13 protein-coding genes are annotated in these 18,636 nt (G+C 72.3%); 8 read left to right on the top strand and 5 right to left on the bottom strand.

Annotation, left to right across the window (positions count from 1 at the left end; translation table 11 throughout):
* Nucleotides 1-42: 42 nt before the first annotated feature.
* Nucleotides 43-3,324: a tetratricopeptide repeat protein gene (locus tag Scani_RS05785; RefSeq protein ID WP_159470658.1), complete on the bottom strand. Its 3,282-nt coding sequence runs from the start codon at nt 3,322-3,324 to the stop codon at nt 43-45.
* A 147-nt stretch (nt 3,325-3,471) separates the two neighbouring features.
* Between Scani_RS05785 and Scani_RS05780 the strand changes: the two genes are divergently transcribed.
* From Scani_RS05780 to Scani_RS05765, 4 genes are all read left to right on the top strand, one after another.
* Complete coding sequence (locus tag Scani_RS05780; protein ID WP_159470656.1) at nt 3,472-5,514, top strand: thioredoxin domain-containing protein; 2,043 nt, start codon at nt 3,472-3,474, stop codon at nt 5,512-5,514.
* A 297-nt stretch (nt 5,515-5,811) separates the two neighbouring features.
* Nucleotides 5,812-6,819 (top strand): MDR family NADP-dependent oxidoreductase, encoded by a 1,008-nt coding sequence (locus tag Scani_RS05775; protein ID WP_159470654.1) that lies wholly within the window; start codon nt 5,812-5,814, stop codon nt 6,817-6,819.
* Between the two features lie 73 nt (nt 6,820-6,892).
* The gene (locus Scani_RS05770; RefSeq protein ID WP_159470652.1) at nt 6,893-8,254 is read left to right on the top strand and encodes an amidase; all 1,362 of its coding nucleotides are present in this window, start codon (nt 6,893-6,895) and stop codon (nt 8,252-8,254) included.
* 22 nt (nt 8,255-8,276) lie between these two features.
* Complete coding sequence (locus Scani_RS05765) at nt 8,277-8,834, top strand: MerR family transcriptional regulator (RefSeq protein WP_159470650.1); 558 nt, start codon at nt 8,277-8,279, stop codon at nt 8,832-8,834.
* Here the strand turns inward: Scani_RS05765 and Scani_RS05760 are convergent.
* Both Scani_RS05760 and trhA read right to left on the bottom strand, forming a co-directional pair.
* Nucleotides 8,824-9,453, bottom strand: coding sequence for a TetR/AcrR family transcriptional regulator (locus Scani_RS05760; protein ID WP_159470648.1), 630 nt, complete (start codon nt 9,451-9,453; stop codon nt 8,824-8,826). The two genes, Scani_RS05765 and Scani_RS05760, sit on opposite strands and share 11 nt — an antisense overlap.
* Before the next feature lie 303 nt (nt 9,454-9,756).
* Nucleotides 9,757-10,473, bottom strand: a complete 717-nt coding sequence (gene trhA, locus Scani_RS05755; RefSeq protein ID WP_159470646.1) for a PAQR family membrane homeostasis protein TrhA — start codon at nt 10,471-10,473, stop codon at nt 9,757-9,759.
* A gap of 238 nt (nt 10,474-10,711) precedes the next feature.
* On the opposite strand from trhA, the gene Scani_RS05750 reads away from it, so the two are divergent.
* Both Scani_RS05750 and Scani_RS42065 read left to right on the top strand, forming a co-directional pair.
* Nucleotides 10,712-12,535, top strand: coding sequence for a phosphoenolpyruvate carboxykinase (GTP) (locus Scani_RS05750; RefSeq protein ID WP_159470644.1), 1,824 nt, complete (start codon nt 10,712-10,714; stop codon nt 12,533-12,535).
* A gap of 40 nt (nt 12,536-12,575) precedes the next feature.
* A complete protein-coding gene (locus Scani_RS42065; protein WP_328689627.1) occupies nt 12,576-12,926 on the top strand; it encodes an enolase C-terminal domain-like protein in 351 nt (116 codons plus the stop codon).
* Between the two features lie 106 nt (nt 12,927-13,032).
* Here Scani_RS42065 and Scani_RS05745 read toward each other — a convergent pair whose 3' ends face one another.
* Both Scani_RS05745 and Scani_RS05740 read right to left on the bottom strand, forming a co-directional pair.
* Nucleotides 13,033-13,482, bottom strand: coding sequence for an SCO4983 family protein (locus Scani_RS05745; RefSeq protein ID WP_159470642.1), 450 nt, complete (start codon nt 13,480-13,482; stop codon nt 13,033-13,035).
* Nucleotides 13,483-13,566: 84 nt separating this feature from the next.
* Nucleotides 13,567-14,778 (bottom strand): pyridoxal phosphate-dependent aminotransferase, encoded by a 1,212-nt coding sequence (locus Scani_RS05740; protein WP_159470640.1) that lies wholly within the window; start codon nt 14,776-14,778, stop codon nt 13,567-13,569.
* A 183-nt stretch (nt 14,779-14,961) separates the two neighbouring features.
* Here Scani_RS05740 and Scani_RS05735 point away from each other — a divergent pair, with 183 nt between their 5' ends.
* Both Scani_RS05735 and Scani_RS05730 read left to right on the top strand, forming a co-directional pair.
* Entirely contained in the window at nt 14,962-16,830 is a 1,869-nt protein-coding gene (locus tag Scani_RS05735; RefSeq protein WP_159470638.1) for a P-loop NTPase fold protein, read from the top strand.
* 333 nt (nt 16,831-17,163) lie between these two features.
* Nucleotides 17,164-18,612 carry a glyceraldehyde-3-phosphate dehydrogenase gene (locus Scani_RS05730; protein ID WP_159470636.1) on the top strand — a complete coding sequence of 483 codons (1,449 nt, stop codon included), beginning with the start codon at nt 17,164-17,166 and terminating at the stop codon, nt 18,610-18,612.
* The last annotated feature ends 24 nt before the right edge of the window (nt 18,613-18,636 follow it).

Here is an 18,636-nt window from a genome sequence, read left to right as displayed (position 1 = left end):
GAGGGCTCCGGCGGGACCGGAGGGCTTCGCCGTGCCCGGGCCTCACTCCGTGACGGTCGGCGGTGCCACCTCCACTCCCATGATTTCGCGTGCATGGCGGTTGGGCACCATGCCCAGCCGCCATGCCTGCCAGCCCGTCTCCGGCTCCACCCCGCGGTCCAGCATGAGGGCGAACGCCTCCGCGCAGTCCTCCAGCTTGGAATCGCGGGCCGCATGCTTCTCGCGGATCAGCTGCGCCAGCTCCTCCTGGGCGACGGCCGCGCCCACCACACAACCGCCCGGCGAGGCGAGCGGCAGCAGCGTGCAGCGCAGGAAGCGTGCCCAGTCCTCGCCGCGGCGGTCGCCGTAGCCGGCGAAGAGGCGCGCCGCCTCGTCGGCAAGCTCCAGCGCCTGCGCCGCCCGGCCGTTTCCGGCGTCGATGATCGACAGCTCCAGGCAGGACCACGCCTCCCCGTGCGGTACTCCTATCCGCTGGAAGTCCCTACGGGCGTCGTGCAGCAGTTGCCGGGCGAAGCCGCTGTTGAGCAGCGAACCGGTCTGCTTCGCCCGCAGATCGCGGGTGACCCGCCCCGAGTGGTGCCGGGCGCAGGCCAGGCCGTAGCCGTCCTGCATGCGGCTGAACATCGTCCGCGACCGCTCCAGCTGCCGCAGCGCCGCATCGTGCTCGCCGCGCTCCTCCAGCGCCTGGCCCAGGTAGTACATCGTCCAGGCCTCACCGCGCGCGTCCTCGTGCTGGTGGTGGAGCGGCAGGGCCTGCCGGAGCTGATCCACCGCGGGGCCCGGCTCGCCGCCCACCAGCCGGGCGCGCGCCAGCTGCGTCATCGCCCAGGCCTCGCCGCGCTCGTCGTGTGTACGGCCGTAGAGCCCCATGGCCGCCTGCAGCGCGCTCTCCGCCGCCGGTACGTCGCCCCGGCGCAGATGCACCTGGCCGAGCTGGAAGTGGGCCCAGGCCTGGCCGTGGATGCTCTCGCTCTCCTCGTGCAGCTCCAGGGCCTCCCGCAGCATGGCGAGGGCGTCGGCGAGCTGCGCGCGGTCCCGCTCCACCGCCGCCAGGGCGTGCAGGGTCCAGGCCCGGTCACCGTGCATATCCGCGCCGGACTGCAGTTCCAGTGCCTCGCGGAGCTTGGTCGCGGCCTCCGCGAGGTTGCCCTGCTGCTGGAGCGTGATGCCCAGATCGCGCAGCGCACGGGCGGCGCCCGCCGGATGCTGCGCCTCGAAGTACAGGTCGACCACCGACGACAGGGTGGTCCGCGCCTTGTCCAGCTCGCCCAGCTGCCGGGCCGCCACACCCGTACGCCACTGCACCGAGCGGACCAGCAGCCCCTGCCCGACGGCCCGGGTCAGCTCGCTCAGCTCGCCGAGGCGGTAGAGGTCGCCGCGCAGCAGGCAGTAGTCGGCCAGCGCGCCCAGCAGATGGGAGACCGCCGCCTGGTCCACGCCCTGGTCGGCATGGCGCAGCGCGGCGGTGATGAAGCTGGTCTCGTCGTCCAGCCACTGCAGGGCCGCGTCCAGGGAGGTGAAGCCGTGTGATCCGAAGCGGTCGGCGCGGGTGGACGTCCGGCCGTCGACCAGCCGGATGACGGAGTCGGCCAGCTCCGCATAGCCGCGGATCAGCCGTTCCTGGGCCGCCCCGCGCTCGCCGGGCTCCTCCTCGTCCATCAGCCGGTCGTGCGCGAAGCTGTGCACCAGGGCGTGCAGACGGTAGCGCCGCCCCCGCACATGCTCGATCAGGCCCGCCCGGGTCAGCGTCGTCAGTTCCCGCTCCGCCTCCGCCTGCTCGACGCCCAGCAGCGCCGCCGAGGCCGCCGCCCCCAGGCTCGCCCGGCCCACCAGCGCCAGGCGGCGCAGCAGCCGCCGGGCGGTCTCCGACTGGTCGGCGTAGCGCAGCCACAGCGCACGTTCCACCGGTGACACCGGGCCGTGGACCGCCAGGTCCGCGGCGAGCGCGGTGGCGGTGCGCGAGCCGAGCGCGGAGCCCGCCACCCGCAGGGCCAGGGGCAGGCCCGCGCACAGCTCGGAGATCTCGTCGAGGGCCCGTGCGTCGTAGGGGCCCGTCTCGCCCGGGGCCTCGCTGCCGGCCGCGGCGGAGGCGCGCAGCAGCTCTTCGGTGCCCGCGGAATCCAGCGGGCCCACCGGCAGTTGGTGCACCCAGGCGTCGAGGTCCTCGGGCAGCTCCAGCGGCGTACGGGAGGTGACCAGCACCAGGCTGTCGGACCGCTCCGGCACCAGGGTGCGCACCTGCTCCGCATCCGCGGCGTCGTCCAGCAGCACCGTCACCGGAAGGCCCGTCAGATGCTGGTGGTAGAGATCGGTGAGCCGTTTGACGTGCTGCTCCTGGGACGGCCGCTCGCGGAACAGGAGCTGCTCGCGCGGCGCGCCCAGCCGGTTGAGCAGATGCAGCAGCGCGTCCCGGGTCGGCAGTGGCACCTCGCCGGGGGTGTCACTGCGCAGATCCACCACACACGCGCCGCGGAACTGGTCGCGCAGCTGATGGGTGGCCCGCACCGCCAGCGCCGTACGCCCCGAGCCCGGCTCGCCGTGGAGTATCACCACCGTCGGCTTGGTCTCGGTGCTCGCGCGGGCCGCGTGCACCCACTGGGCGATCTGTGTCAGCTCCGCGCGGCGCCCGGCGAACGGGCCGTCAGGCTGCGGAAGTTGGGAGAAGGAGTGCTCCAGCAGGGACCGCTGCCGGGCCGCCGCGCTGCGGTCGGAGCCGCGCAACTGCGGTCCGCGGCCGCTCTTCGAGGCGCTGGGCTTGGAGGTCGTACCGCCGCGGCTCGCAGCCGTCAGCATCCGCTGCTGGTCCAGGAACGGGCGGATGCCGCGCACCTCCAGCGCCGTCAGCCACTGCAGCCGCAGCTGCGGCGCGCCTCCGGGGCGGCCGCGCTTCCCGGCCTCCCGGTGCGCCGCCGGCCAGTGCCCCGCGGTCAGCTTCAGGACCGTGGCCGCCGCGCCCGCCACCAGGGCGGCGGCCCCCACACCCAGCGCCGCGCCCGCGCCCGTGCCGTATGCGAGGTCCGTGCCGAACGCCGCCACCGCCGCCACGGCCGTCGCCACCGCGGGGGTGCCCAGCTCCTTGCGCGACAGCCGCCGGGACAACGACGGCTGACCGGCGGCGGCCTCGTCCAGCGCATGGACGTACGCGGCGTACTCCTCGGCGGCGCTGCCCGCCAGATCCTCCAGCGCCGCTCGCGCGCGGCTGAGCAGAGCGTCCCCGTCGAGCCGGCCGCCCGAGCGCCGCACCTCCTCCTCGACGGCTCTGGTCAACAGTGCTTCCGCTTCCGCCCGGTGGCCGTCGCGCAGCACAGCCAGTGAGCCCGGCATGCCCATCCCCCTCCAGCAGTTCCAGCAGTGTCCAGCGGTGATCGTCGCCGTACGCACAGTGTTCCGCGTCCGCGTGAATTCCGGCAGGCCTGTGGATAACTCCCTCCGCTCCCGGCTCCCCGAGCCTCCTTGCGAGAGGATGGACCCATGCCGAACCGCCTGGCCCAAGAGACTTCCCCCTATCTGCTCCAGCACGCCGACAACCCGGTCGACTGGTGGCCGTGGTCGGCCGACGCGTTCGAGGAAGCGCGGCGGCGCGGTGTGCCGGTACTGCTCAGCGTCGGCTACAGCTCGTGCCACTGGTGCCATGTGATGGCGCACGAAAGCTTCGAGGACCAGGCCACCGCTGCCCTGCTCAACGAGCATTTCGTGGCGGTCAAGGTCGACCGCGAGGAGCGCCCCGACGTCGACGCCGTCTACATGGAGGCCGTGCAGGCCGCCACCGGCCAGGGCGGCTGGCCGATGACCGTGTTTCTCACCCCCGACGCCGAGCCCTTCTACTTCGGTACGTACTTCCCACCCGAGCCGCGTCACGGCATGCCCTCCTTCGGGCAGATCCTGGAGGGGGTGCGCAGCGCCTGGACGGACCGGCGCGACGAGGTCGGCGAGGTCGCCGGCCGGATCGTCGCCGATCTGGCCGGCCGGTCCCTGACCGAGTCGCTGCCCGCGGACCGGCGGCCGCCGCGCCCCGAGGAGCTGCACGGCGCGCTGATGGGCCTGACCCGTGAGTTCGACGCGGTGCACGGCGGGTTCGGCGGCGCGCCCAAGTTCCCGCCGTCCATGGTGCTGGAGTTCCTGCTCCGCCACCACGCCCGCACCGGCTCCGCCGGAGCCCTGGAGATGGTGCAGGCGACCTGTTCGGCGATGGCCCGCGGCGGCCTCTACGACCAGCTCGGGGGCGGTTTCGCGCGCTACGCGGTGGATGCCACCTGGACCGTGCCGCACTTCGAGAAGATGCTCTACGACAACGCCCTGCTGTGCCGGACCTACGCGCATCTGTGGCGGTCCACCGGCTCGGATCTCGCCCGTCGCATCGCCGTCGAGACCGCCGACTTCATGGTCCGTGAACTCCGCACCGACCAGGGCGGGTTCGCCTCCGCGCTGGACGCGGACAGCGACGACGGATCGGGTTCTGGCAGGCATGTCGAGGGCGCCTACTACGTGTGGACGCCCGAGCAACTGCGCGCCGTACTGGGCGAGAAGGACGCCGAGTTCGCCGCCGCCTGTTTCGGCGTCACCGAGGAAGGCACCTTCGAGGAGGGCGCCTCGGTGCTCCAGCTCCCGGACCTCGAAGGCCCGGTGGACGCCGAACGGCTGGCCTCCGTCAAGCAGCGGCTGCTCGCGGCGCGCGAGGAGCGGCCACGCCCCGGCCGGGACGACAAGGTCGTCGCCTCCTGGAACGGGCTGGCCATCGCCGCGCTCGCCGAGACCGGCGCCTACTTCGACCGGCCGGACCTGATCCAGGCCGCCACCGACGCCGCCGACCTGCTGGTACGTGTCCACATGGACTGGCAGGCCCGGCTGCACCGTACCTCCCGCGACGGCACGCCCGGCGCCAACTCCGGTGTCCTGGAGGACTACGCCGATGTCGCGGAGGGCTTCCTCACCCTGGCCTCGGTCACCGGGGAGGGCGTCTGGGCGGAGTTCGCGGGCTTCTTCCTGGACACCGTGCTGCTCCAGTTCACCACCGAGGACGGCGCGCTCTACGACACCGCGGCCGACGCCGAGGCCCTGATCCGCCGCCCCCAGGACCCGACCGACAATGCGACGCCCTCCGGGTGGACCGCGGCGGCCGGCGCCCTGCTGTCGTACGCGGCGCTGACCGGAAGCGACCTCCACCGGGGCGCCGCCGAGCGGGCCCTGGGCATCGTCACCGCGCTCGGCGGCCGGGCCCCGCGCTTCATCGGCTGGGGCCTGGCGGTCGCCGAGGCCGCGCTGGACGGTCCGCGCGAGATCGCCGTCGTCGGCCCGCAGGGCGATCCGGCCACCGTCGCGCTGCACCGCGCGGCCCTGCTCGGCACCGCCCCGGGGGCGGTCGTCGCACTGGGCGAACCCGGGGTGGACGAGGTGCCGCTGCTGAAGGACCGCCCCCTGGTCGACGGCCGACCGGCCGCCTACGTCTGCCGCCACTTCACCTGTGAGCGGCCGACGACGGACCCGGAGGAGCTGACGGAGCGGCTCGGGGGGTAGCGGTTCCGGGGCTCCGGCCTCGTGCCCCGGGGGGTGAGGGCGAGGTCGGGCGGCGTCTCTGGGGGCGGCCCGCGCCTTGCCCGGCCCCGGGGCGCGCGTCATGCCTGCCACCTCGCTCGCCCCGGGGCGCGCGTCATGCCCCCCACCTCGCTCGCCCCGGTGGGCTGCGCCTGCCACCTCGCCCACCCCTGGGGCCGGGCTCCCGATCCCGTCCCCACCCCGGGCGCACGCCCCCTAACTCCGCACCCCGGCAGCCGGTTTGACCTTGACGCGCGCGTCAGGTTCTAGCCTCGGGGCATGACACCTCGCACACACCGCGAAGTCCGCCTGGCCGCCCGCCCCCAGGGGCCCGTCACCGACGACCTCTTCGAGATCGTGGAGGTGCCGGTTCCGGAACCCGGACCCGGCCAGGTGCTGGTCCGCAACACCGTCATGGGCGTCGCCGCCGTGATGCGCACGCTGATGGACGAGACCAGCGTCGTGCCGATGCCCTCCTACGAGATCGGCGAACCGCTGCACGGAGCCGCCGTCGGCGAGGTGGTCGCCGCCCCGGGGACCGACCTCCAGCCCGGTGACCTGGTGGAACACCGCCTCGGCTGGCGCGAGTACGCCGTGGTGGACGCCGACCAGGCCCACCGGCTCGACCCGGGCCTGCTGCCCGACCCGGCGGCCTGCCTCTCCCAGGGCCCCACCGCCTGGATGGGCGTGGTGCGCGGCGCCGAAGTGCGCCCCGGCGACACCGTCTTCATCACCGGAGCGGCGGGTGGCGTGGGCTCCCTGGCGGGCCAGATCGCCCGGCTGCGCGGCGCCGCCCGGATCATCGGCAGCACGGGGTCGCGGGAGAAGGCCGACCGGCTGATCAAGGAATTCGGTTATGACGCGGTGGTGATCCGCGGTGGGGGCCCCATGGAGGAGCAGCTGCGCGCGGCCGCCCCGGAAGGCATCGACGCGGTCTTCGACAACGTCGGCGGCGAACAGCTGCAGGCGGCCCTCGCCCTCGCCAACCGGGGCGCCCGGATCGCCATCGTCGGCGCGCTCGCCGGTCAGCTCTCCGGGGACACCACGGCCACCAAGGTCGAGATCGACACCCTCGCGCTGCTTTCCCACAGCATCACCCTGCGCGGCGTCGCCCTCTACGAGCACCTGGACCTGATCCCGGAGTGGAACCAGCGCTTCGGCGAGGGGCTGCGGGAGGGCACCCTCACCTTCCCGCACACCCGGCTGCAGGGGATCGAGCAGGCGCCGCGGGCCCTGCGCGAGCTGACCGAGGGGCGTCATCTGGGCGCCGTGCTCGTGGAGTTGTGAGGCCGCGGCGCGGGGGCGTCGGGCGCGGGGCGACGCACCGGCCGTTGTCAGTCGCCGGTTGTAGCCTGCACGAGTGACCACCTTGCTGGGACACCGGTCCCTTGTCCAGGAGGCCGCGGCGCTGCGGGCAGGCACGGACGACCCCGTCGACGCGGTGAACCGTACGTGCGACCGTATCGACGCCGTCGATCCGCAGGTGCGGGCCTTCGTGCCCGAGGCCGGGCGGCGTACGCGGCTCCTGGAGGCAGCGCGCCGGAGTACGGCCGCGGGCCCGGGGGAGGCCGACGGCCGGCCCGTCCTCCACGGCATCCCGGTAGGCATCAAGGACATCGTGCGGGCCGACGGGCTGCCCACCCGCGCGGGCTCGGCGCTGCCGCCCGAGGTGCTCGGCGGCCCGCAGGCCACCGTCGTGGACCGGCTGTGCGCCGCCGGTGCCCTGATCGCGGGCAAGACCGTGACCGCGGAGTTCGCGGTCACCGCCCCCGGCCCGACCCGCAATCCGCACAACCCGGCGCATACGCCCGGCGGTTCGAGCAGCGGGTCGGCGGCCGCGGTCGCCGCCGGAATGGTGCCGCTGGCCATCGGGACGCAGACCGTCGGTTCGATGATCCGGCCCGCCGCGTACTGCGGCGTGGTCGGCTTCAAGCCCAGCTACGGGCGGATACCGGTCGACGGGGTGATCCCCAACGCCACGAGCTTCGACACCCTCGGCTGCTACGCCACGGACGTGGCAGGCGTCGCGCTGGCGGCGTCCGTACTCGTCGACGGCTGGCGGGCCCCGGAAGCGGCGGTGCGGACCGCGCTCCCGGTACTGGGCGTACCAACCGGTCCTTACCTGGAGCGTGCCGGTGGCGAGGCGCTGCGTGCCTTCGAGGAGCAGCAGGAACTGCTGCGGGCCGCCGGATACGCCGTCCACGAGGTGCCGGTGATGGACGACTTCGAGCAGATCGTGGAGCAGTTGTTCACGATGAACCGCTACGAGGTCGCCCGCGCCCACGCCGACTGGTTCGCCCGCTTCGGCGACCGCTACCGACCGGAGACCACCTCGGCCATCCGGCAGGGGCAGGCGATCGGGGACGCCGCCTACGAAGCGGCCCGGGAACGGCGCGGGGCGTTCCGCGCACGGCTCGCCGCGGCCGGCGCCGCGGCCGGCATCGACCTGTGGATCGCCCCGTCGGCCACCGGCCCCGCGCCCGCCGACCTCACCACCACGGGCACCTCGATCATGTGCCTGCCCTGGAGCAATGCCGGGCTGCCGTCCGTCAGCGTGCCCGCGGGCCACGCCGCGAACGGACTGCCGCTCGGGCTCCAACTGGTCGGCGGCTTCGGGGCGGACGAGGACCTGCTGTACGGGGCGGCGGGAATCGCGCGGGCAGTGGACGCCGCCGGTCCCCGGCACGACGACGGCCGCATGCACCGGGAGCGGCGTGGCTGAACCCGCAGGAGGGGGAGGGGAGATGCGCATCGGGGACGCCGCCGCGGCCGCCGGGATGACGCCGCGGGCGCTGCGCTACTACGAGCAGCAGGGGCTGGTGACGGCCCGGAGGGCACCGTCCGGCCACCGGGTGTACGACGAGGAGGACATCCGCCGCCTGCGGGCCGTGCGCGAACTGCGGGACGCGGGGCTGACGGTGGGGGATGTGCGCACGTTCGCGCCGCTGCTGCGCACCATGCCGGCCAGCGGGGTGCCCGACCTCATTCCCCGGGCCACGGGTCCGGGCCGATGCCCGGCAGTGGAAGCGGTCGCCCGGCGTCGGCTCGCCGACCTGGATGCCCGTATCGAGCGGTTGTCGCAACTACGGGCGCGACTCGCGGCGCGGCTGGGCGAACCGGGAGCCGGGGCGCCGGCGCCGACCGCGCCGGAGGCACCGGCCGGACCGGACGGACCGGCCACCGCGGCCCGCGCCGGGGCGGACAGCGGCCCGATCTTCCGGCTGGATGGTGCCCCGGCACGGGCCCCGGCCCCTGCCCCGGCATCGCCCCCGCCCCCGGGCCCGCCCGCCCTCAGAGCGTGAGCCCGCGCCCCAGGACGTCCATGGCGCGGTGGATCGACGCCTCGGGACCGGTGGTCCGGCCGCTCTCGCCCCAGTGGAGCAGCGCCTCCTGGAGCGCGGCGAGGATCACCGCACTGATCACCCGCAGTTCCAGGTCGTCGGCCGGCCGGCCACAGCGCTCCGCCAGGACGCCGGTGAGCATCGCGGCGTCCCGTGCGGTGTGCTCCGCCGTACGGCCCCTGATGGCGGGGACCTCACGGATCAGCCGGACGCGCTGGACGAGTTCGCCGCGGGCCTCCGCCCCCATCGTGCGCAGCGTCTCGATACTGACCTGCCGCACCGACTCGATCACCGGCTCGTCCGCGGGGCGGGCCCGGATCCCGGTCTCCAGTACGGCGTCGTACTCGTCCGTGAGCACGATGTCTTCCTTGGCGGGGAAGTAGCGGAAGACCGTGCTCGGGGAGACGTCCGCGGCCGCGGCGATCCGGTCGACGGGGGTCGCGTCGTACCCCTGCTCCTCGAAGAGCCGGTAGGCGGCCCGCCGGATCGCCTGCCGGGTCTGGATCTTCTTCCGCTCCCGCCGCCCGATCGGGGTCCCGGACGGTGTGCTGGCGGAGATACGTGCGGCCATGCGCAGCATTCTCGGGCATCAGGCGTCCAGGAGGCCACGGCCGGGTGTGAGTTCCGGGGGGCGGGGTGGTGGCGAGGGAGCGGAAGCTCGAATGTCAGTGGGGCATGTCACGCTGTGGCGTGAAGCTGATTACTTTGAGTGATCATCGGGAGGGGCTGGCATGAGCGGGGGACTGGTGCGTCAGTGGGCGCGGGTGCAGGGGTGTTTCGTGCGAGGGGGCGGGTTTCTGGCGGCGCACCACGGCGCATGGCCGCGACCTCGGGGTCGCGGCCATGCGCCGTGCCGGGTGGGCCGTGGGGCCCGGGTGTCGCCTCAGGCGTGCGAATAGGCCACCAAGGAGATGCCGACGTAGTGGACGACGAAGGCCGCCAGGGTGAAGGAGTGGAAGACCTCGTGGAAGCCGAACCACCGGGGCGAGGGGTTGGGGCGCTTGATCCCGTAGATCACGCCGCCCGCGCTGTAGAGCAGCCCGCCGACGATGACCAGCACCAGGACGGCGACGCCGCCGGTGTGCAGGAAGTCGGGCAGGAAGAAGACGGCGGCCCAGCCCATGGCGATGTAGCAGGGCGTGTAGAGCCAGCGAGGGGCGCCGACCCAGAAGACCCGGAAGGCGATCCCGGCCAGTGCGGCCGCCCAGACCGCCCAGAGCAGCGCCTGACCGCGGGACCCGGGCATGAGCAGCATCGTCAGCGGCGTATAGGTGCCCGCGATGATCAGGAAGATGTTGGCGTGATCGAGCCGGCGCAGCACGCCGTCGGCCCGCGGCCCCCAGTTGCCCCGGTGGTACAGCGCGCTGACGCCGAAGAGCAGGCAGGCGGTCATGGTGTAGATGGCGCAGGCCAGGCGGCCGCGGGGGCTGTCGGCGAGGGCGGTGAGTATGACCCCGGAGAGCAGGACGGCGGGGAACATTCCGGCATGCAGCCAGCCGCGCAGTTTGGGCTTGAGGGGCGCGGCCGCGGCGGCGACCGCCGCGGTCGCGGGCGGCGCGGAGGAGGGCTGGCTCTCGGCGGCGTCAGGCGCGGAAGTCATGGCGTCATGCTACCTACGCAACCGTAAGTTACGGATTCATGTCGAAGTGGTGACGGTCACGAAGGTGCCCTCTGGACAGAACTCTATCCTGGTCGGATGATCAAATGAGTGCGGTCGGCACCGGATGAGCGGTCACGAAGCATCCGGGTCGCGGCCCCCAAGGGGCAGGCAAACAAAAGAAGCGGGTTTTCCGGCAAACCGGGCATAAATCCGTCCACACCCTCATCTAGGAGCGATCGTGGCGCGCGACAACGCGGCTCCCTCTGCCCATCCGACCCGTCACCAGGACCTCATCTCCTGGGTCGACGAGATCGCAGCGATCACCCAGCCCGACCGGGTCGTCTGGTGTGACGGCTCGGAGGCGGAGTACGAGCGTCTGTGCGAGGAGCTCGTCGACAAGGGCACGTTCAAGAAGCTCGACCCGATCAAGCGACCCAACTCGTACTACGCGGCGTCCGACCCCTCGGACGTGGCGCGCGTCGAGGACCGCACCTTCATCTGCTCCGAGAAGGAGGAGGACGCCGGCCCGACCAACCACTGGAAGGCCCCCGCCGAGATGCGGGAGCTCTTCGCCGGTGAGAAGGGCATCTTCCGCGGTTCGATGCGCGGCCGGACGATGTACGTCGTCCCGTTCTGCATGGGCCCGCTCGGCTCCCCGCTCTCCGCGATCGGTGTGGAGATCACCGACTCCGCCTATGTCGCGGTCTCGATGCGCACCATGACGCGCATGGGGCAGCCGGTGCTCGACGAGCTCGGTGCGGACGGCTTCTTCGTCAAGGCGGTGCACACCCTCGGCGCGCCGCTGGCGGAGGGCGAGGCCGATGTGCCGTGGCCGTGCAACTCCACCAAGTACATCTCGCACTTCCCCGAGGACCGCGAGATCTGGTCCTACGGCTCGGGCTACGGCGGCAACGCCCTGCTCGGCAAGAAGTGCTACGCGCTGCGCATCGCCTCGGTCATGGCGCGTGACGAGGGCTGGCTCGCCGAGCACATGCTGATCCTCAAGCTCACCCCGCCGCAGGGCGAGGCCAAGTACGTCGCCGCCGCCTTCCCGAGTGCCTGCGGGAAGACCAACCTCGCGATGCTGGAGCCCACGATCTCCGGCTGGACTGTCGAGACCGTCGGTGACGACATCGCCTGGATGCGCTTCGGCGAGGACGGCCGTCTCTACGCCATCAACCCCGAGGCCGGATTCTTCGGCGTCGCGCCCGGCACCGGCGAGCACACCAACGCCAACGCCATGAAGACCATGTGGGGCAACTCCGTCTTCACCAACGTCGCGCTGACCGACGACGGCGACGTGTGGTGGGAGGGCATGACCGAGGAGAAGCCCGCGCACCTCACGGACTGGAAGGGCAACGACTGGACCCCGGAGTCCGGGACCCCGGCGGCCCACCCCAACGCCCGCTTCACCGTCCCGGCCGGCCAGTGCCCGATCATCGCGCCCGAGTGGGAGGACCCCAAGGGCGTGCCGATCTCGGCGATCCTCTTCGGCGGCCGTCGCGCCAGCGCCGTACCGCTGGTGACCGAGTCGCTGACCTGGCAGCACGGCGTCTTCCTCGGCGCCAACGTCGCCAGCGAGAAGACCGCCGCGGCCGAGGGCAAGGTCGGCGAGCTGCGCCGCGACCCGTTCGCCATGCTGCCGTTCTGCGGCTACAACATGGGCGACTACATGGGTCATTGGGTCAAGGTCGGTGCCGACAAGGACCAGTCCAAGCTGCCGAAGATCTACTACGTCAACTGGTTCCGCAAGGACGACAAGGGCCGCTTCGTCTGGCCCGGCTTCGGCGAGAACGGCCGGGTGCTCAAGTGGATCGTCGAGCGGCTGGACGGCAAGGCCGAGGGTGTCGAGACCCCCATCGGCGTGCTGCCCACGAAGGACGCGCTGGACACCGAGGGCCTGGACCTCGACGACGCCGACCTCGACTTCCTGCTCACCGTCGACAAGGAGGTGTGGCGCGAGGAGGCGGCGCTGATCCCCGAGCACCTCAACACCTTCGGCGACCACACGCCGAAGGAGCTGTGGGACGAGTACCGCGCACTGGTCCAGCGGCTCGGCTAGCCGCCGCACCACTCACCGCCCGGCCGGGGCCCCGCACCTCGTGTGCGGGGCCCCGGCTCGTTGGGCATCCGCACCGCCGGGGCGCGTACCGCCTGGGTGGCCTCCGGGCGGGCGGGTTCTGGAGGAGTTCCGGCTGGTCTGGATCGAGGAGCCGTTGGACGCGTACGACGCCGAGGGGCACTCCGCGCTCGTGGCGTCGCTGGACACCCCGGTGGCCACCGGCGGTGATGCTCTCCGGCGCCGAGGAGCACAGCGCCGAGGCGCACACCCGGCTGATCGAGGCGGGCGCGGCGGACGTCGTCCAGCCGGATGCGCCGCGGGACCGGGCCTGTCGCCGGGTGACCGGGCGAGGGTCTGGACCGTGGACCGGTGCGAGGCGTCGGCCGGCTGAAGCGGGGTCGCCGCGCTGGGCCGGTGGAGTGACGCCGGGGCCGAGGCCGGAACCGGGGCGGGGCCGGTGGCCGGGAGCAGGGGCGGACGGGATGTCGCCCCGCGGCTCACGCCGTGGCGAGATCCCGCAGGGGTGCGGCGTGAGCCTCCATCCGCTCAGCGGCCAGGGCCATCGCCGCGGCGTCACCGCGGGACGTGGCGACCGCGAGGGCGTTGCCGGCGAGGGTGTGGGCGCGCTGGTGCAGGGACTCGGCACGGGACGGACTGCCGCCGTCGGAGGGTTCGGCGCGCAGCGGGTAGTGGCCGTCGCTCAGCCGCGCGACCTGCTCGGCGATGTGCTCCGCCGCGGCGGCCAGCGCGGCGCCGTCCGGCGCGGCACCGTCCACAGGGCCGCCGTCCTCCCGGGTCACCAGGGCGTGCAGCTCGTCGGTGACGGTGAGCAGCGCGGTCAGCTGTCCGGCGAGCCGGATGTCCAGCTCCTCCTCGCGGGAGCGGTGCGGGACCTCCGGGGCGGCGGCCATGGTGTGGACCGACTTGGTGCGGATCGGTTCGTACATGGGACGGCCTCCTGAAAACGTCTAGGAGGCCATCCTAGCTTGGACAGAGTCTAAAGTTGTCGGTCGTACAGAGATTCCTTCGGCTCAGTACTGTCCGTAACCGTCGAGGAAGGAGCCGATCCGGGTGACGGCATCCGTCAGATCGTCCTTGCTGGGCAGCGTGACCAGGCGGAAGTGATCCGGCTCCGGCCAGTTGAAGCCGGTGCCGTGGACGATCATGATCTTCTCGGCGCGCAGCAGATCGAGCACCATCCGCCGGTCGTCCTTGATCTTGTAGACGTTGGGGTCCAGCCGCGGGAAGGCGTACAGCGCACCCTTCGGCTTGACGCAGCTGACACCGGGGATCTGGGTCAGCAGCTCGTACGCCGTGTCGCGCTGCTCCAGCAGCCGGCCGCCGGGCAGCACCAGCTCGTTGATCGACTGGCGGCCCCCGAGGGCCGTGGCGACCGCGTGCTGGGCCGGCATATTGGCGCACAGCCGCATATTGGCGAGGATCGTCAGCCCCTCGATGTACGAGGCGGCGTGCGCCTTCGGGCCGCAGACCGCCATCCAGCCGCTGCGGTAGCCCGCCACCCGGTACGACTTCGACAGCCCGTTGAAGGTCAGGGTCAGCAGGTCGGGGGCGAGCGAGGCGAAGGGGGTGTGGGTGACGCCGTCGTAGAGGATCTTGTCGTAGATCTCGTCGGCGCAGACGATCAGGTTGTGCCGACGGGCGATCTCCGCGATCCCCCGGAGCAGCTCGTCGTCGTACACCGCACCCGTGGGGTTGTTGGGGTTGATGACGACGATGGCCTTGGTGCGGTCGGTGACCTTGCGCTCGATGTCGGCGAGGTCCGGCATCCAGTCCGCCTGCTCGTCGCAGCGGTAGTGCACGGCGGTGCCGCCGGAGAGGGACACCGACGCCGTCCACAGCGGATAGTCCGGGGCCGGCACCAGAACCTCGTCGCCGTCGTCCAGCAGCGCCTGCATCGACATCTGGATGAGCTCGGAGACGCCGTTGCCCAGGTAGATGTCGTCGACGGAGAGCTCGACGCCCTTGGTCTGGTAGTGCTGCATCACCGCCCGGCGGGCGGAGAGCAGGCCCTTCGCGTCGCCGTAGCCGTGGGCCGTGCCGACCGAGCGGAGGATGTCCTCCAGGATCTCGGGCGGGCACTCGAAGCCGAACGCCGCCGGGTTGCCGGTGTTGAGCTTGAGGATGCGGTGACCCGCCGCCTCCAGCCGCATGGCCTCCTCGAGCACCGGGCCACGGATTTCGTAGCAGACGTTGGCGAGCTTCGTTGACTGGATCACCTGCATGTCCGCCACCTTACGGGCGCGTATCGCACCCTGCCCGGTGTTTTTCCCCACGTCGGTCAGCGGACGGTGTGGGGTGTCTCACGCGCAGTGACGCTCCGTGGCCGTCGTCCCGGCCCCGCTCTCGTGGGCACCGCTGATTCCGCGGGTGACCGACGGCGGCGTGGATCGGTACGCTCCGGGCGCATGACCACCTCGGCGCACTTACCCCCGCCCGCCGCCCCCTCGCCCGCACCCTCGTCGCACGGCCCGTTCGCGCTGCTCAACGACGAACCGGTGGCCGGGCCCGGTGAGGATCTGCTCGGCGCAGGACGGGCGGCCCGCCAGCTCGCCGGGCTGCTGGTCGCCTCCCGTGCCTCCACCCCCTTCACGCTCGCCGTCGACGCCGGCTGGGGCATGGGCAAGAGCAGCCTGATGCGGCTGGTCGACGCGGAGCTGGCGCACGCCCCCGAGGTGCACACCGTCTGGTACAACGCCTGGACCTCGCAGGGAGCCGACGCGCTGGAAGGGCTGATCAAGTCCGTCCTGATGCGGTTCGACCGACGGGTGCTGCGGCGGGCGCTGCAGCGGCTCTCCGAGCGGCGCGCGCTGCTCCGGGCCGTACGGGCGGTGACGACGATCGCCGCCGGACCGCTCGGGGCGGCCGGTCTGGTCGACGAGTTGTGGCGGACGCTGTCCGTCGACTCCAAGGCGCGCAACGAGATGCGCGGGGCGATCGGCGACCTGGTGCAGGAGTGGTCGCAGACCGAGGAATTCCTGCCGCGCCGGCTGCTGGTCGTCTTCATCGACGACCTCGACCGCTGCTCGGAGGAGACGGTGCTCGCGGTCTGCGAGGCGGTGAAGGTCTACCTGGACGTGCCGGGCCTGGCGTTCGTCATCGGGTGCGACCGTTCGGCGCTGGCGCCCAACGGGCTGTTACACGATCTGTCGCCCGCCGCCTCGGCGTTCATGGAGAAGATCTTCCAGACGAGCTACCGCATTCCGGTGGCGGACCAGCAGGGCGTCCGGGAGTACATCCGGCGGTGCGCCCGGACCGTCGGGATCGATCAGCTCCTGGACGAGCGGCTGACCACGATGCTCGCGGAGCGCTCGGCCCGTAACCCCCGCCGCATCAAGCGTCTGGTGAACGGCTTCGTGCTGGAGGCGACGCTCAATCCGATGTGGGACGACTTCGCTCCCGAGGCGGTCGTCAGGACGCTGCTCCTGCAGTACTTCTACCCCGACTTCTACCGGATGGTGGCCGGGGCCGCGGGCTCCGGGACGGGCGATGTGATCGCCGAGTTCCGTACCTACCGGCAGGTGCGCCGGCTGCTGCGGACCCCCGGTCCGATCCCCGCGGCGGAGCTGCCGACGGTGGCCCGTTTCCTGCGAGAGCACGATCTTCCGGAAGGGGACGTGGACCGGCGGGGCGAGGTGCTGAGCCGGCTGGAGCGCCAACTGCCCAGCGGGTTCCCCGACATGGTGGCCAACCAGGAGTTCACCTCGCTGATCGACGGTCTGGTGGCGCTGCCCCGGTCCGAGGAGCTGCTGCTCCGGCTGCGTGCGGGGGCCGCAGTGCAGCCGGAGCCCGCCGCGCACCTCCGGCCGTCGCCGCCCGGGACGCAGACACCGGCGCCGGCGTACGGCGCGGCGCAGACCACGGCGCCCCGCGCGGACGGCGCACTGTTGCGGGGCGTGCACATCCTGTGGGTGGACGACCATCCGCGGAACAACGATTTGCTGGCAGGCGCGTTCAGGGCGGCGGGCGCGGTGGTGCGGATCGCCAGGGATTCCGGCGCCGCCGACGACGCCCTGGCCGTGGAGACGCCGACGTTGATCATCTCCGACATCGAGCGGGACGGTAATCCGCGGGAGGGCCTGGAGCACATCGCCCGCCTGCGCCGTGACGGCCGCTACACCGGCCCGGTCGTCTTCTACGCGGGCCGCGTCACCCCGGAACGCAAGGCGGTGGCCCGGGAGCTGGGCGCGCATCTGACGAGCAGCGGGACCGAGATCGAGCGGCTGATCGTGCGCGCCGCCCAGGCGGAACCGCCGCCGGATGCGGTGCGGCCCTAGATCCGCGGTCCCGCGGCCCTGGATGCGCGGAGCGCGGCGTCGATGGCGTCGCGGGTCGCCGATCGGCGCGGAGGCTTTCCGGGCCCTCGCCGGTCCGCCCGGGGCAGCACCCCGAGGGGTCGGCACCTCGCGCTCTCACGGCAAGGACCGCTCAGCGGCAGAGGCGCGCAAACGCCAGCAAATCCGGACACCATCACCCCGCATACCGGCGCATTCCGGCCCCGGCGCGGCAGCGAGATTCGATCATGACATCCGGGTCGAGGGGCACCGTTTGAATGATGAAAATGGCGGCGCGCTAGCATATGAGCACCGCCTAGCTCGAAAGATAAGCCTGTGACTGCTGTCAATGACGACTCGTTCACCAACTGGAAGAACCGCGAGGAGATCGCGGAGTCGATGATCCCGATCATCGGGAAGCTGCACCGCGAGCGGGACGTGACGGTCCTGCTGCACAGCCGCTCCTTGGTGAACAAGTCGGTGGTCAGCATCCTCAAGACCCACCGGTTCGCCCGGCAGATCGCCGGTGCGGAACTCTCGGTCACCGAGACGCTGCCGTTTCTGCAGGCTCTCACCTCGCTCGACCTCGGCCCGTCGCAGATCGACATCGCCCTGCTCGCCGAGACGTACCGGACCGACGACCGCGGTCTCTCGGTGGCGGAGTTCACCGCCGAGGCCGTCGCGGGCGCCACGGGTGCCGACAAGATCGAGCGCCGCGAGCCGCGCGACGCCGTCCTCTACGGCTTCGGCCGCATCGGCCGTCTCGTCGCCCGCCTGCTGATCGAGAAGTCCGGTTCCGGCAACGGCCTGCGGCTGCGCGCGATCGTCGTCCGGCAGGGCGGCGAGCAGGACATCGTCAAGCGCGCCTCGCTGCTGCGCCGCGACTCCATCCACGGGCAGTTCCAGGGCACGATCACCGTCGACGAGGCGAACAGCACGATCATCGCCAACGGCAACGAGATCAAGGTGATCTACGCCAACGACCCCTCCGAGGTCGACTACACGGCGTACGGCATCAAGGACGCCATCCTCATCGACAACACCGGCAAGTGGCGCGACCGCGAGGGCCTGTCGAAGCACCTGCGCCCCGGCATCGACAAGGTCGTCCTGACGGCGCCGGGCAAGGGCGACGTCCCCAACATCGTGCACGGCGTCAACCACGACACCATCAAGCCGGACGAGCAGATCCTGTCCTGCGCCTCCTGCACCACCAACGCGATCGTCCCGCCGCTGAAGGCGATGGCGGACGAGTACGGCGTGCTGCGCGGCCACGTGGAGACCGTCCACTCGTTCACCAACGACCAGAACCTGCTGGACAACTACCACAAGGCCGACCGTCGCGGCCGCTCCGCGCCGCTCAACATGGTCATCACCGAGACCGGTGCCGCCTCGGCCGTCGCCAAGGCGCTGCCCGAGCTCACGGCCCCGATCACCGGCAGCTCGATCCGGGTCCCCGTGCCGGACGTGTCGATCGCGATCCTCAGCCTGCGGCTCGGCCGTGAGACCACCCGCCAGGAGGTCCTCGACTACCTCCGCGACGTGTCGCTGACCTCGCCGCTCAAGCGCCAGATCGACTTCACCACCGCCCCCGACGCGGTGTCGAGCGACTTCATGGGCTCGCGGCACGCCTCGATCGTCGACGCCGGTGCGACCAAGGTCGACGGCGACAACGCGATCCTCTACCTCTGGTACGACAACGAGTTCGGCTACTCGTGCCAGGTCATCCGGGTCGTCCAGCACGTCTCCGGCGTGGAGTACCCGACCTACCCGGCTCCGGCGGTCTGATCCCGGGCCACCCGGGAGAGCGTT

Source organism: Streptomyces caniferus, from assembly GCF_009811555.1.
In the GTDB taxonomy this organism is placed as follows: Bacteria; Actinomycetota; Actinomycetes; order Streptomycetales; family Streptomycetaceae; genus Streptomyces; species Streptomyces caniferus.
The sequence above is the reverse complement of the archived record's forward strand: the minus strand, read 5'-3'. Positions and strand labels throughout refer to the sequence as shown.